General features: G+C 75.1%; 9 protein-coding genes. 1 reads left to right on the top strand and 8 read right to left on the bottom strand.

Annotation, left to right across the window (positions count from 1 at the left end; all coding sequences use genetic code 11):
* Positions 1 to 190: 190 nt before the first annotated feature.
* The 7 genes from ACIRPK_RS24485 to ACIRPK_RS24455 form a co-directional block, all read right to left on the bottom strand.
* The gene (locus ACIRPK_RS24485) at positions 191 to 1057 is read right to left on the bottom strand and encodes a S1 family peptidase (protein ID WP_403041612.1); all 867 of its coding nucleotides are present in this window, start codon (positions 1055 to 1057) and stop codon (positions 191 to 193) included.
* 207 nt (positions 1058 to 1264) lie between these two features.
* Positions 1265 to 2860 (bottom strand): RNA polymerase sigma factor, encoded by a 1596-nt coding sequence (locus tag ACIRPK_RS24480; protein WP_403041609.1) that lies wholly within the window; start codon positions 2858 to 2860, stop codon positions 1265 to 1267.
* Positions 2861 to 3364: 504 nt separating this feature from the next.
* Entirely contained in the window at positions 3365 to 4288 is a 924-nt protein-coding gene (locus tag ACIRPK_RS24475) for a FadR/GntR family transcriptional regulator (protein WP_403041608.1), read from the bottom strand.
* Between the two features lie 152 nt (positions 4289 to 4440).
* A complete protein-coding gene (locus ACIRPK_RS24470; protein WP_403041606.1) occupies positions 4441 to 5244 on the bottom strand; it encodes a hypothetical protein in 804 nt (267 codons plus the stop codon).
* A gap of 2 nt (positions 5245 to 5246) precedes the next feature.
* Positions 5247 to 6536, bottom strand: a complete 1290-nt coding sequence (locus ACIRPK_RS24465) for an ATP-binding cassette domain-containing protein (RefSeq protein WP_403041605.1) — start codon at positions 6534 to 6536, stop codon at positions 5247 to 5249.
* Between the two features lie 245 nt (positions 6537 to 6781).
* Positions 6782 to 7531 carry an NUDIX domain-containing protein gene (locus ACIRPK_RS24460; protein WP_403041602.1) on the bottom strand — a complete coding sequence of 250 codons (750 nt, stop codon included), beginning with the start codon at positions 7529 to 7531 and terminating at the stop codon, positions 6782 to 6784.
* 147 nt (positions 7532 to 7678) lie between these two features.
* A complete protein-coding gene (locus ACIRPK_RS24455) occupies positions 7679 to 10066 on the bottom strand; it encodes a glycogen debranching N-terminal domain-containing protein (protein WP_403041600.1) in 2388 nt (795 codons plus the stop codon).
* A 525-nt stretch (positions 10067 to 10591) separates the two neighbouring features.
* Here ACIRPK_RS24455 and ACIRPK_RS24450 point away from each other — a divergent pair.
* A complete protein-coding gene (locus ACIRPK_RS24450; RefSeq protein ID WP_403041597.1) occupies positions 10592 to 11905 on the top strand; it encodes an alpha/beta fold hydrolase in 1314 nt (437 codons plus the stop codon).
* A 29-nt stretch (positions 11906 to 11934) separates the two neighbouring features.
* Here ACIRPK_RS24450 and ACIRPK_RS24445 read toward each other — a convergent pair whose 3' ends face one another.
* Positions 11935 to 13482: a DUF4192 domain-containing protein gene (locus tag ACIRPK_RS24445; protein ID WP_403041594.1), complete on the bottom strand. Its 1548-nt coding sequence runs from the start codon at positions 13480 to 13482 to the stop codon at positions 11935 to 11937.
* Positions 13483 to 13488: the final 6 nt, after the last annotated feature.

The following is a 13488-nucleotide window of genomic DNA, read 5'->3' as shown; positions in this document are numbered from 1 at the left end:
CTCGGGCGCGGCCGCCTCCCGGCCCCCCCCCCACCCGCCGCGGCGGACCACCGGTGTGTGCGCCGCGCCCCCCGCCCCCCCCCCGGGGGCCCCCCCCCCCCCGGGGCGCCCCCCCCCGGGGGGGGGGGCCCCCCCGGCTCCGTCGCGTCTCCGACGCCCTGTCACCTGACGAGGTGTCGGAGCGTGTCCGTCAGAGCACGGAGCGTACCGCGTCGGAGACCGCGGCCACCCTGGTGTAGACCCCGGGGTACCTCGGGTCGGCGCAGCCGGTGCCCCAGGAGACCAGCCCGACCAGCCTGCCGTGCACCACCAGCGGGCCGCCGCTGTCGCCCTGGCAGGCGTCCTTGCCGCCCTTCTCCTCGCCCGCGCAGACCATCACGCGCGGGTCGTAGGCACCGTCCTCACCGTGCGAGTACGCGTGGCCACAGGCCTCGTCCGAGACGATCGGCACCTGGACCGAACGCAGTCGCGTGGAGTAACTCCCGTTGCCCTTGGTGTCACCCCAGCCGAAGACCGTCGCCGGGGTGCCCGGCGCGTACGGCTCGTTGTCGCCCTGCCCGAGCAGCTCGATCACCGGGCGGCTGCCCTGCGTCTCGGCCAGCGTGAGCACCGCCACGTCGTTCAGGTTCCGGGAGAAGTCGTACTCGGGGTGCACCCAGATCGCCTTCACCTCGACCTCGCGGCCGGCCCGGCCGCTCAGGTCGTCCCGGCCGATCACCGCCCGCAGGCCGGGCCGCTTCACCTGGTGACCGGTGCTCTCGTCGAAGAAGCAGTGCGCGGCGGTGACCACCTTGGTCGGCGAGACCAGCGCGGCGCCGCAGAACTGGCCGGAGCGGGCGTTGCCGAACTGCTGGCGGCTCGCCAGCGCGACCATCCAGGGCAGTTGCTGGGTGCTGACCTCCTGGCCGCCGACGATCCTGCGCTGCGCCTGGGCCGGCGTGGCCGCACCGAGCGCGAGGAGCGAGGTCGGCAGGGTGGCGAGCAGCGCCAGGGCGATCCCCCGGCGGTGGCGCCGGGCGGGCGGCGGGGTCGGGCGGGCGTCCAGGATGGGCGGCACCGGATTCTCCAAGCTGGGTCGGCGGCAGCAACCGGCACAGCGTAGTGGAACGATCACGCACCGTGCGGTCGCCCGCGCCGGGAACACCCGGACGGGGGACCCGGCCCAGGGCCGTTTGACCAACACCCGCCCCTGGACGGCCCGAAGGGCCCGGAGCTGGTGTGCTCCGGGCCCTTCGGGGTGACGCCTGCGGGAGGTGACTCCCGATCAGTCGAGGTAGTCGCGCAGCACCTGCGAACGCGACGGGTGGCGCAGCTTCGACATGGTCTTGGACTCGATCTGGCGGATCCGCTCACGGGTCACGCCGTAGACCTTGCCGATCTCGTCCAGCGTCTTCGGCTGACCGTCCGTCAGGCCGAAGCGCATCGAGACCACGCCCGCCTCGCGCTCGCTGAGCGTGTCCAGGACGGAGTGCAGCTGCTCCTGGAGCAGGGTGAAGGAGACCGCGTCGGCCGGGACGACCGCCTCGGAGTCCTCGATCAGGTCACCGAACTCGCTGTCGCCGTCCTCACCGAGGGGGGTGTGCAGGGAGATCGGCTCGCGGCCGTACTTCTGGACCTCGATGACCTTCTCGGGGGTCATGTCGAGTTCCTTGGCCAGCTCCTCCGGGGTGGGCTCGCGGCCCAGGTCCTGGAGCATCTGGCGCTGGACGCGGGCCAGCTTGTTGATGACCTCGACCATGTGCACCGGGATGCGGATGGTGCGGGCCTGGTCGGCCATCGCGCGGGTGATCGCCTGCCGGATCCACCAGGTCGCGTAGGTGGAGAACTTGTAGCCCTTGGTGTAGTCGAACTTCTCGACCGCACGGATCAGGCCCAGGTTGCCCTCCTGGATCAGGTCCAGGAAGAGCATGCCGCGGCCGGTGTAGCGCTTGGCCAGCGAGACCACCAGGCGGAGGTTGGCCTCCAGCAGGTGGTTCTTGGCCCGGCGGCCGTCCTCGGCGATGATCTCCAGCTCGCGCTTGAGCTTGGGGGCGAGCTTGTCGGCCGCGGACAGCTTGTCCTCGGCGAACAGGCCGGCCTCGATCCGCTTCGCGAGCTCGACCTCCTGCTCGGCGTTGAGCAGCGGGACCTTGCCGATCTGCTTCAGGTAGTCCTTGACCGGGTCGGCGGTGGCACCGGCGACCGCGACCTGCTGCGCCGGGGCGTCGTCCTCGTCGTCGTCGGAGAGCACGAAGCCCTTCGACTCCTCCTCCGGCTCGGCCTCGGGCTTGTCGCCGGGCAGCGCATCGTCCTCGATCTCGTCCTCGGGGCCGGGCTCGTCGCCGCCGGACTTGGCGGCGGTCTTCTTGGCGGCGGTCTTCTTCGCCGGGGCGGCCTTCTTCGCCACCGCCTTCTTGGCGGGCGCGGCCGCCTTCTTGGCGGTGACGACCTTGACCTCGCCGGTCACGGCGTCCGTCTCCAGGCTCTCCACCACGCGGACCTCGGCCACGACCGGGGCCGCGACGGGGTTCGCGGACGGCGCGATCCGCACCGGCGGCTTGGTGGGGGCGGACGGGTTGCGGGTGGTGACGGCCTTGGCCGCCGTGCGCTTGGCAGTGGTCTTGGCCGCGACGCTCTTGCGCTTGGCGGCGGTGGGCTCCGCCGCGCTGACCATGAGGTCCACACCCTCCTCAATCAGAACCTGATTGAGGCTGCGCATGACGTTCTTCCACTTGGTGACCGGGATCTGGTCCGCCTCGAAAGCCTGACGCACGTCGTCACCGGCGATCTGCCCCTGGGCCTTGCCCCGCTCGATGAGCGCCAGCAGAGCCGCGGACTCGGCGATCTCGGGGGGGAGCGAACGGGATGTGCTGGCCGACACGAACAACCTCTCGGACGATGAGTTAACTCGACACCAGTACCCGGCTGCCGAGGCGACAGGAGCGGCCACGCGCGATCCGCGCTGGCCCGGCTCCGACCGGCTCGGGCTTGAGGACTGGGGTGTGCAGGACGGCAGCGGCGCCGCAGACCAACACAGCATTCTGACACGGTGGTGGTATTCCGGAGTTGCTTCCGCTCCGTACACATCGCCGCTGCTCCTCAAGTGTTACGCATGGCCTTGGTGGCGCCGGTCACACCGGTGGGCCCCGAGCGGCCCGGATCACGGCCGAAACACGGCCATGGCCCTTCAGCCGCAGGTGAAGACGGCTGAAGGGCCATTGGGTACCGACGCGTATCCGTACTCGGATCGTTGCCTTTCGGGCTCGTGATCGAGGTTTGGTTCGACCGTCCGGACGGCGTTCGACCTGGCAGGGTGCCGGATCAGGGCTCGCGGGCGGTGCCGCGAGCCGGGTTCACGATCGGGGTCGGCGGCCGGAGCCGGCCGTCAGTGCTCGCGGGGGGCCGGGACGGAGTGCTCGACCTCGGGGTGCACGGTGAGCAGGGCACGGACGGCGGCGTCGGCGGCGGTGCCGTCACCGGTGCCGAGTGCGTCGACCAGGCGGATGTGCAGGTTGACCGAGGACTCCGACGGACGCTCGCAGGAGGTGGCCGGGCCGCCGGAGACCTGGAGCGAGCAGGAGACGATGCTGGAGAGGTGCTCCAGCATCCGGTTCCCGGCCATCTGCAGGATCAGCGCGTGCAGTTCGAGGTCGGCCCGGCCGTAGCCGACCACGTCGCCCTGGGTGGCGGCGAGGCCCATCAGCTCGGCCAGCTCGGCCAGCCGCTGCTGGACGTCCTCCCGGCCGTGGCCGGCCGCCAGCCGGGCCGCCAGCGGCTCGATCGCCCAGCGGAGCTCGAACAGCTCGCGGCGCTGCTCGTCGCGCTGCGGCCCGTAGGCGCGCCACTCGATGATGTCGGGGTCGAGCAGGTTCCAGTCGCTGACCGGACGGACCCTGGTCCCGACGTTCGGCCGGGCGCTGACCAGGCCCTTGGCCTCCAGGACCCGGAGGGACTCGCGGACGACGGTGCGGGAGACCTCGAACCGCTGGCCGATCTCCTCCGGCACCAGCGGACGGTCGGCGCCCAGGTCGCCGGAGACGATCATCTGACCGAGCTGCTGGACCAACTGGCCGTGCAGGCCGCGGCCCCGGCTGCTGGTGGTCTTCCGGCCGACCCGGAGCTCGGACTCGGCGCCCTCCCATCGGGGGGCGGGCGGGGTGGGCCGTTCGGCGTAGGAGAAGCGGTCCAGCTCGGCGGGGCCGACTGCGTCGGACGGGCGAGCGGTGGTCATGGTGGGGTGCGCAAGGGTACTCACAGGTCCTTTGTCGGCGATCGGCGGGCCCGGCTTGAGAATTCTCGTGAAAAGCACACGAAAGGGTGATCGCCCGTGACCGGATAATTGACTTCTTATCAGCCAGAAGCCACCATTTCGCCCCTGGGCCGCCAGGCTTGGTGACAGGACGTCACCAATGCCGTGGCGCAACCCGATCCGCGCGTCCGCACGGCTGCGGCGGGCACCGGTCAGAGCGCGCGGCGGCGGACCTGGACCAGCAGGCCGGCCGACAGCAGCAGCACCGCCGGCACCGAGACGGCGGCCAGCAGCAGGCCGTCCAGCGCCGGGGCGACCGCCAGCTGCTGGGCATCGGCGCCGCGCACCAGGTCCAACCCGTACTGGAACGGCAGCAGTTCACGCAGTTGGCCCGGCCAGACCCGGCCGCTCTGTCGGAGCAGCAGCGACAGCACCGGTTCGAGCAGGGCGGGGACGGCGCACAGGATCAGCAGACCGGCCGCGGCGCTGCGCACCAGCGAGGTGACCAGCAGCCCGGCCCAGCCCGCCAGCGCGGTCAGACCGACGAAGAAGACCAACGGGCGGAGCGGGTCGGCGAATTCGGCCGAGGCCGGGTCGAACAGGGCGGCGACCTGCGCCCCCGGGGCGTGCAGCAGCCGCAGCACGGCCGCGTCCAGCAGCACGGTGGCGGCCGCGACCAGCACCGCCAGGACGCCGGTCACGGCCAGCTTGGCGACCAGCAGCCCGAGCCGGCGGCGGTACGAGACCCGGCCGGCCGGCAGTCCCGGGTACCGGACCTCGTGGCCGTACGACATCGCACCGATCGCCCCGGCGCCGAGCGCGGCGATCGGGAGCGGCAGCAGCGGGACGACGGCCGTCACGCAGCGGACCGCGGCGGCCGTGCCGAGCTCTCCGGCGGGGAGCTGGCGGGCCAGCACCGCCGCCACGGCGGCGTCGGTCAGCAGGACGGCGGCCAGGATCAGCCAGGTGGACCGGAGGCCGCGCAGCCGGCGCACCTCGTATGCCAGTACGCGCACGGTCACTCGCTCCGGTGGTCGGGCCCGGCGACGGGCCAGGGGGTGGGACGGCGGGTGGGGTGGGGGGCCGGGGCCTCGTCACGGAACAGCTGACGACCGGTCAAGCCGGTGTTGTGCGGCGGCTGTTCGGCGCCGGCACCGGCACCGGCGGCGGCGAGCTGCGGGACCAGGGTGGCGGTCTGCTCCTCGGGACGCTCGGGGTGCTCGGCGGGCTGCCTGGCGCGCTCGGTGGTGTGGCCGGGGTGCTCGGCGGCGTGGCCGGGGTGCGCCGACTGGTCGGCCTGCCCGGGCAGGCCGGACTGGGCGGTCTGCTGCGGCGGCTGGGCGTCGCCACGCTGGGCCCCCGGGGCGTCCGGCGGGATCGGCAGGACGTGGCCGGAGCGACCGGAGGCGGTGGGCAGGGCGGGGTACGGGACGGGCTGCTCGACCACCCGGTCGGCCAGCTCGTGCAGCAGGATGCCGTGGCGGTAGGCGAGTTCGCCGATCTCGGTGCGGCCGAGACCGCTCACCGCGATGCCCACCCCGCCGTCCCGGCGGACCTGGTGGCCCTGCTCGGTCAGCAGGTCGGCCAGCCGGGCCATCTGCGGGCCCCGGACCGACACCTCGGGGTGCAGCCTGGTGCGACGGAACTCGACCACCGGCTGGTCGGCCACCAGCCGCCCCTGGTCCAGCGTGACCACCCGGTCCGCCAGCAGCGCGGCCTCACGCGGTGTGCGGGTGGTGACCAGGACGGTGCCGCCGGAGACCGCGAAGGAGCGCAGGAAGGAGTGGAACCACTCGACGTTGCGCGGGGACAGACCCTCGGTCGGGGCGTCCAGCAGCAGCGTCCCGGGCGAACCGAGCAGCGCGACCGCCAGGGCCAGCCGGCGGTGCATTCCGGGCGAGAACGAGCGCAGCCGGTGTCCGGCGACTCCCGCCAGCCTGGTCTGCTCCAGCAGTTCGTCGGCCCGGGAGGCGGGGACGCCGACCGCGCCCGCGAGCATCCGCAGGTGTGCGCGGGCCTTCAGACCCGGGTGGCCGCCGCTGGCGGCGACGTCGCCGTCGGCGCCGGGGAGCAGCACGCCCACGTGGCGCTCGGGACGGCGGAGCCTGCGGTACGTCCGGCCGTCGAACAGGGTGATGCCCTGGCCACGCTCCAGTTCGACCATCAGCCGCAGGGCGGTGGTCTTGCCCGCGCCCTCCGCGCCCAGCAGGGCGGTGACCACGCCGGGGCGGGCGTCGAAGCTCAGGTCGAGCAGGGCCGGTGCGCGGCCCCGGCGGTAGACCTTGGTCAGTCCGGTGATCTGGATCATCGCTGCCTGCTCCCATGTCTCGGCCGACCGGGGCCACGGAGCACCGCTGGCCCCGAGCCTGCACAGTAGGGCGAGCAAGGCGAGAAACCGGGCATTACGGACGCAGCTGGGACGGTGTGCCCGTCCAGCTCACCCGATCAGGGGACAGCGGCGGGGCCGGACGTGGCAGTCGGCGAGCACCGGCCGGGGCCGGCCGGGGCGACCCCGGGGGCTGACCTGCGTCACGGCTCGGGTCAGGACTCGGGTCAGGCCTCGGGGCGGAGCATCGGCGGGTTGAGCACGGTGGCGCCGCCCGCCTTGAAGAGCTGGGCGGGGCGGCCGCCCTGACGGGTCGTCGTCCCGCCGGTGGGCAGCAGGAAGCCCGGGGTGCCGGTGACCTTCCGGTGGAAGTTCCGGGGGTCGAGGACGACGCCCCAGACCGCCTCGTAGACCTGGCGCAGCTCGCCGACGGTGAACTCGGGCGGGCAGAACGCTGTGGCCAGCGAGGAGTACTCGATCTTGGAGCGGGCCCGCTCCACGCCGTCGGTGAGGATCCTGCCGTGGTCGAAGGCGAGTGGCACTCCCTCGACCGGGGCGGGGCCGAGCAGATCGCCGACCGGGGCCCACCGGGCGCTGCTGGCGTCGCCGCCGGGCTGCGGGGTGGGCAGGTCGGGAGCCAGCACCAGGTGGGCCACGCTGACCACCCGCATCCGGGGGTCGCGCTGGGGGTGGCCGTAGGTGGCCAGCTGCTCCAGGTGGGCACCGACCGCGCTCGGGCCCGGGCCCGGTGCGGAGTGGGCGCGCAGGCCGGTCTCCTCGGCCAGCTCTCTGGAGGCCGCCTCGGCGAGGCCCTCGCCGGGCCGGACGAAACCACCGGGCAGCGCCCAGTAGCCCTGGAACGGGGATTCGCCCCGTCGGACCAGCAGTGCACAGAGCGCGTGCTCCCGCACCGTCAGCACCACCAGGTCGACCGTGACTGCGAACGGGGGGAAGGCCGACGGGTCATAACGCGACATGGCGCCGATCATAGTCGTCTCTCTGACGATAAGCACAGCCGTCGGCCGACCTGGTCAGCCGGCCTGCCGGACGGCTCCTGCGCCGCCTGCCGGCCCGCGCAGCCAGCCGGGCGGCCCGCCCGAAGCGGCGCGGCCCGCCCGGCGGGCTCAGCGTGCGCCGAGCTGGAGCTCCGGTGACGCCTCCTCCACGACGGCCACACCGATCCGGCTGACCCGGACCGAGAACGGCTCGCCCGCCACCCGCAGGCCACCGAGCTCCAGCTCCCCCAGCGGTGCGGTGCTGGCCGGGCGGACGGTGACCCGCCCGGCGGGCACGTCGGGCCGGACGCCGGCCAGCGCGGTCACCAGGTGGACCACGGCGGCCGAGGAGAGCGCCGCCGGCCGGCAGGCCGCCGGGTGCGGCACCGGCGGACAGCCCGTCACCCGCTGCTCCCCCGCGTACATCTCGGGCAACCTGCCCTCGAAGTGGGCGGCCGCGTCCAGCAGGCCGTCCAGCAGGATCCGGGCCTCCCGCTCGAACCCGGCCTCGGCCAGGCCCGTGACGGCGAGCACCGTCTCGTGCACCCGGCTGGCGCCACTGCGGTGGCCGAGCGGGTTGAACCGGGGCGATTTGGCGCTGAGGGTCCGCAGGCCCCAGCCGCAGTCGAACTCCGGGGCCACCAGGCGCTGCGCCAGGATCCTGGTCTGCTCCCGGTCGAGCAGGCCCTCGTGCTGGGCGCCGCCTCCGGCCAGGCCGAGATCCAGCAGGTGCACGAAGGAGGACGCGACGGCGGGCAGCGGGCGCCCCGGGCCGACAAGTGCCCCGGCGGGGCGGCCACCTGACAGGTCGTCGATCCAGAACTGATCCCGGAAGCGGTCGCGCAGACCGGCCGCCCAGGCCCGCCACTCCGGGGCGCCGGGGCGGCCGAACGCCTCCAGCAGCTCGGCCCCGTGCAGCGCGGCGCGGTGGGCCTGGGCCTGTACCTCGCAGCGGGCCGGCACCGGCCGGGCGGCCCGCTCCTCGGCGGAACGGCCGAGGTCGGTGACGAAGCCGACCGGGCCCTCGGGGCCGCCCTCGGCCGCCGGCCGGTCGTCGGAGACGTTGGCGTGCAGGGCGGCGAGTGCCCGCTCGGCGGCGGGCAGCAGGTCGGCGACCTCCTGGCGGGGCAGGCCCCAACGCCATGCCTCCGCCAGCACGGTGACGAACAGCAGGGTCGCCTCGGTGGCCGTGCAGGACGGCGGCAGCTCGGGCCCGGCGTGCCGGAGCACCCCGGGGATCACTCCGGACTGCGGCCCCGAGGTCGGCTGGCGACGGGCCAGCGCGCGCAACGTACCGACCGCCAGCCGGGTGCCGAGCGGCAGCACCAGCCTGGCCGCCCAGAGCGCGTCGGCGGCGGTCAGGCCGAACCGCCAGGGCGCGCCGGAGACGGGGTAGAGATCGGTCGGCCGGTCCGCGTCGGCGACCAGCAGGCTGCCGAGCGCGTCCAGCGAGCGCGGCACCAGGAGCGCCACCCGGGAGTCGTCGCACCTGACCTCGGGCTCGGACCAGGGCAGCGGCACGCCCGCGCCGCGCCCGGTCGGCGGACGGACGCCCACCGGGGTGGCGGTCTCCAGGGCGGTGCTCAGCTCGACCGACCAGCGGGCGCCGGGCTGCACCTCCAAGTCCCAGCGCAGGACGCCGGCACCGGCCAGCACGGCGTGCGGCGAGGGCCGGGCGGTGGCGGTGGCACTGTGCTGCGGACCGGCCCAGCGCAGCCCGGCCGACTGGACCTGCCCGGGCAGGTCCGCCGAGCGCTGGCCCGCGGCGATCTCGGCCAGCAGACCCAGATCCGTGCCGAGCGCGATCTCCAGCGGTATCCGGGCCGGACGGCTGCCGGTGTTCCGGACCGTCACGGTCTCCACGCCGTTGGCGTGGCGGAGGCGTTCGACCGTCAGGGTCGGATCCGGATCGGGGTCGCCGGGCAGCCGGACGGCGCCGACGAAACGGGCCTCGGCCGCCGAGGTGAGCGTGCCCTGGAGCGGCATCGGCTCCATCCCGCCGAGCCGGATCTCCATCCTGGCCAGGGTGCGGACGCCCGCGCGGTAGAAGCCGTGCAGGCCGTGCCCGCGCAGCTGGCCGTCCGGGCCGGAGGCGGCCATCGCCGGGGCGCTGACGCACAGCACGGTGGCGTGCGTGGCGACGGGCTGCGGGCGCGCCTGGACGGGCGGGCGCGGCGGCTGGCCGGGCGCCCCGGCCACCGGGGCAGGATGCGGGGCGGGGTTGGCGCCAGGCGCCTGCTCGGGGCGCGGGACGCCGGCCCTGGACGGTACGTCAGCGGACGGGCCGCCGCCGGCCGGTGCGTACGGCGGGCGCGGGGGCGCGAACTGCCCGGCGGGGCTGCCCGCAGGCTGGGGCACGGAGTGCGGCGGGGCCGCCGGGACGACGCCGGACCAGGCGGGGCCCGGGCCGGTGGAGGCGGCGCCGGGGGCGGGATGCAGAGCGGGCCCGGCGGGACCTGACGGTGCGGCAGACCCGGTGGGGGGCGGCGTGGCCCGGGGCGGCCTTGGGTCGGTCACCAGGCTCTCCTTCTTCGGCCGGTCGACGGCTGGACTGCCGGTCGGCCGGGCTCGTGGTCGATCACGGGCGGGTACGGCTGGGCAGCGGCGGCGGGCGCACCGCTCATGGGGCGTGGGACCGGGCCCACGCCCGGGGTGTGGTGCCGGGCGGCCGGGCCGGCCGTGGCGTGGGCCGCGCTGCCCCGGCACCCGGACACCCGCCGCCCGGACGTCGTTCGATCGGTCGGCGCAGATGACTCGCAGGTTGAACGCACCGCACCTCCCCCAGGTCACGCCGATCCGGCGGCCATCGGCGGACCGCTCGGCCGCCGCACCAGTTGTCGCACCACCTCGAACAGCCGCTGTCGGCGGCGCTCGGCGACGGCTCCCCCGAGTCGTTCGCGGCCGGAGTGCCCCGACCGGATCCCGGCCCTGCGGCTGCTTCGCCCGCGCCAGGATACGGTGCGGTGGCGGCGGCGGGCGCACCGGGAACTCCGTGGGTGGCCACCGCTCAGCGCCTGTGACCAGCGTGTACCGAGGAGTTGTATGTCCACCGCCAGCCGGCTGCCCGGGATTGTCACCACCGACCACGTCTTCCACCTGCCGCTCGACCACCGGACCCCGGCGGGCGAGCAGATCGAGGTGTACGCCCGGGAGGTGGTCGCCTCCGGCCGGGAGGGCGACCACCTGCCGTGGCTGCTCTTCCTGCAGGGCGGCCCCGGCGGCCGGGCGAACCGCCCGATCGGCCGGGACGGCTGGTTGGCCCGGGCCCTGGACGACTACCGGGTGCTGCTGCTCGACCAGCGCGGCACCGGCCGGTCCACCCCCGCCACCCGGCAGACCCTGGCCCGCCGTGGCACCCCCCGGCAGCAGGCCGACTACCTGGCGCACTTCCGGGCCGACTCGATCGTCCGGGACGCGGAGCTGATCCGCCGTCAGCTGCTCGGGGGCTCCGACCGGTGGAGCCTGCTCGGCCAGAGCTTCGGCGGCTTCTGCGTCCTCAGCTACCTCTCGATCGCTCCGGAGGGCGTCCGCGAAGCCTTCGTGACCGGTGGTCTGGCGGGCCTGCGCAGCTCGGCCGAGGACGTCTACCGGGCCGCCTACCCCCGGGTGGCCCGGAAGAACGCCGGGCACTACGCGCGCTACCCGGGCGATGTGACGGCCGTTCAGCGGATCGCCGCGCACCTGCTGGAGCGGCCGGCCGAGCTGCCGGACGGCGGCCTGCTCACGGTGCAGGCGTTCCAGGGGCTGGGCATGCTGCTCGGCACCGGGAGCGGCTCGCACGTGCTGCACTACCTGCTGGAGGACGCCTGGGTCGAGGGTGTCGCCGGGCCCGAGCTCTCCGACACCTTCCTGGCCGAGGTGCAGGCCCACCTCTCGTTCGCCCAGGGGCCGCTGTACGCGGTGCTGCACGAAGCCATCTACGGCCAGCGGTCGGTGGACCCGGCCGGGACCGAGTGGGCGGCGGAGCGCGTCCGCAAGGAGTTCCCCGAGTTCGACGCCGAGGCGGCGGTACGGGAGGGGCGGCCGGTGCTCCTCACCGGGGAGATGATCTACCCCGCGCTGTTCGAGAACGACCCCGCGCTGCGGCCACTGCGGGAGACCGCCCAGTTGCTCGCGGAGCGGACCGACTGGCCGGACCTGTACTCCCCGGAGCGGCTGGCGGCCAATCAAGTCCCGGTGGTGGCAGCGGTCTACCACGACGACATGTACGTCGACACCGCCGACTCGCTGGCCACGGCGGACGCCGTCCGGGGCACCCGGGTGTGGGTCACCAACGAGTGGGAGCACGACGGGCTGCGGGCCGGTGGCGGCGCCGTCCTCGACCGGCTGATCCGGATGGCACGCGGCGAGGTCTAGGACGCGCCGTCCGGAGCCGGGCGGGCCCGTCACCGGGCCCGCCTGGCCCGGTGGGCCCGGTGCGGACGGTGGGCCCGTCTGGCGGCCCGGACGGTGAGCGGGCCCGCCTCCTCCGGAAGGCCGAACGCCGGGCCGCCACCGCCCGCCCGGCCCGAGCGGCGAGCCTTCCGACGGCTCTGCCGGGACGAGGGCGGCCGGCCGGAGCTCCCCGGGTCACCGGCCTGACGGGGCATCCGGGGCTGCTCGGGCCGGTCGGGCTGATTCGCCCCACCTGACGGGTCTGCGGGCTGCTCCGGTGTCGCACGGTGCTGACGCGGCGTCGGCACCGCCGGGCCTCCGGGCGCGGGCGGCGCGGCGGGCGGCGCGGGGTCGTCCGGAGGCACCACCACATCCGCCGGCCGGCGGACCGCCAACCGCTCGCGGGCCCGGCGCTCCTGGCGGACCCGGTCGTGCAGCTCGCTCGGGTGCAGGCCGCCGTTGAGGGACTCGTACAGCAGCTGGGCCAGCGTGTACCCCTGATCCAGGTCGAGCACCCGGGAGAGCACCACCCGGGCCGTCGCGGTGTCCCCCGCCAGCCAGGACGTCCAGGCGAGCAGGGTCAGCGGGGGTGCCGCGTAGTGCTCGAACGGCGGGACGCACTGCCGGGCGAGGTAGCGCCAGAGCCGCTGGGCCGGGACCAGCTCGTCCGGCTCGGCGTACTCGGCGGCGCGGTCGCGGGCCAGCTTGTCCTGGAGACCGACCAGCAGGCGGGCCGTCCGGCCCCGGTCGAGCTCTCGGGCCCCGGCGCCGAACTCGGCCAGCACCTCGGCGAGCAGCACGGCCGTCCGCTCCAGCGTCGCCGACCGGCCGCCGGGGCCGGAGAGCTCGTGGACCAGCTGCGGCCCGGCCCGCTCGATCGCCTCCCGAGCCGGGGCGTCCTCCGGCGGCCCGACCGGGAACAGCCCGGCGGCGATCGCCTTCCGGCTACCGCGCGGCGCCACCCCCGCGAAGGCGGCAGCGGCGGCGACCGGACTGGGCAGCCGGACCGAGCGGATCGGCACCCCGGCCGGGTCGCAGCAGCTCTCGCCGCCGCACAGGAAGGACCACCAGCGGCCGCCCGAGACCAGCAGGGACTCCTTCACCAGCACCCCGGTGGCCCGGAACGCCTGAGCCAGCTGCTCCGCCAGCGGCCGGAGCCCGGCCAGCACCCCCGGGCCGCCGGCCACCCCACCGCCCGCCCCGTCGTCGGCCTCACCCCCGGCTCCGGGGGCCGGGGCGACCGCATCCCGGCAGAGGTAGAGCAGCACCTGCTCGGGCGGCCTGTCCCGCTGCCCGGAGAGCCTGACGAGCAGCCGGGCGGTGTCGGCCGCGACCGAGGGCCAGTCGGCCGGGTCGGTGGGGATGTCGAGCCGGATGACGCCGCCCTGCTGGAGCATCGGCCCCTGCAGGCCCACCGCGACGATGCTGTCGTCGGGGAAGAAGCCGAGCAGGTAGGGCAGCATCTCGGCCATGTCGGCCGGGCCGCGCAGCTGGAGCGGAACCTGCCCGGAGAGCGGACCGGTGACGGACTGGACCAGGTGTTCCTCGTTGCCGTTCATGCCGAG

This window comes from Kitasatospora sp. NPDC101801, assembly GCF_044766665.1.
Lineage (GTDB): Bacteria > Actinomycetota > Actinomycetes > Streptomycetales > Streptomycetaceae > Kitasatospora.
This window is presented reverse-complemented; position numbering and strand designations above follow the sequence as displayed.

Excerpts from the sequence above, each read along its gene's own strand:
- ACIRPK_RS24460 (WP_403041602.1), bottom strand. The coding sequence starts at position 7,531 with ATGTCGCGTTATGACCCGTCGGCCTTCCCCCCGTTCGCAGTCACGGTC.
- ACIRPK_RS24450 (WP_403041597.1), top strand. The coding sequence starts at position 10,592 with ATGTCCACCGCCAGCCGGCTGCCCGGGATTGTCACCACCGACCACGTC.
- ACIRPK_RS24465 (WP_403041605.1), bottom strand. The coding sequence starts at position 6,536 with ATGATCCAGATCACCGGACTGACCAAGGTCTACCGCCGGGGCCGCGCA.
- ACIRPK_RS24445 (WP_403041594.1), bottom strand. The coding sequence starts at position 13,482 with ATGAACGGCAACGAGGAACACCTGGTCCAGTCCGTCACCGGTCCGCTC.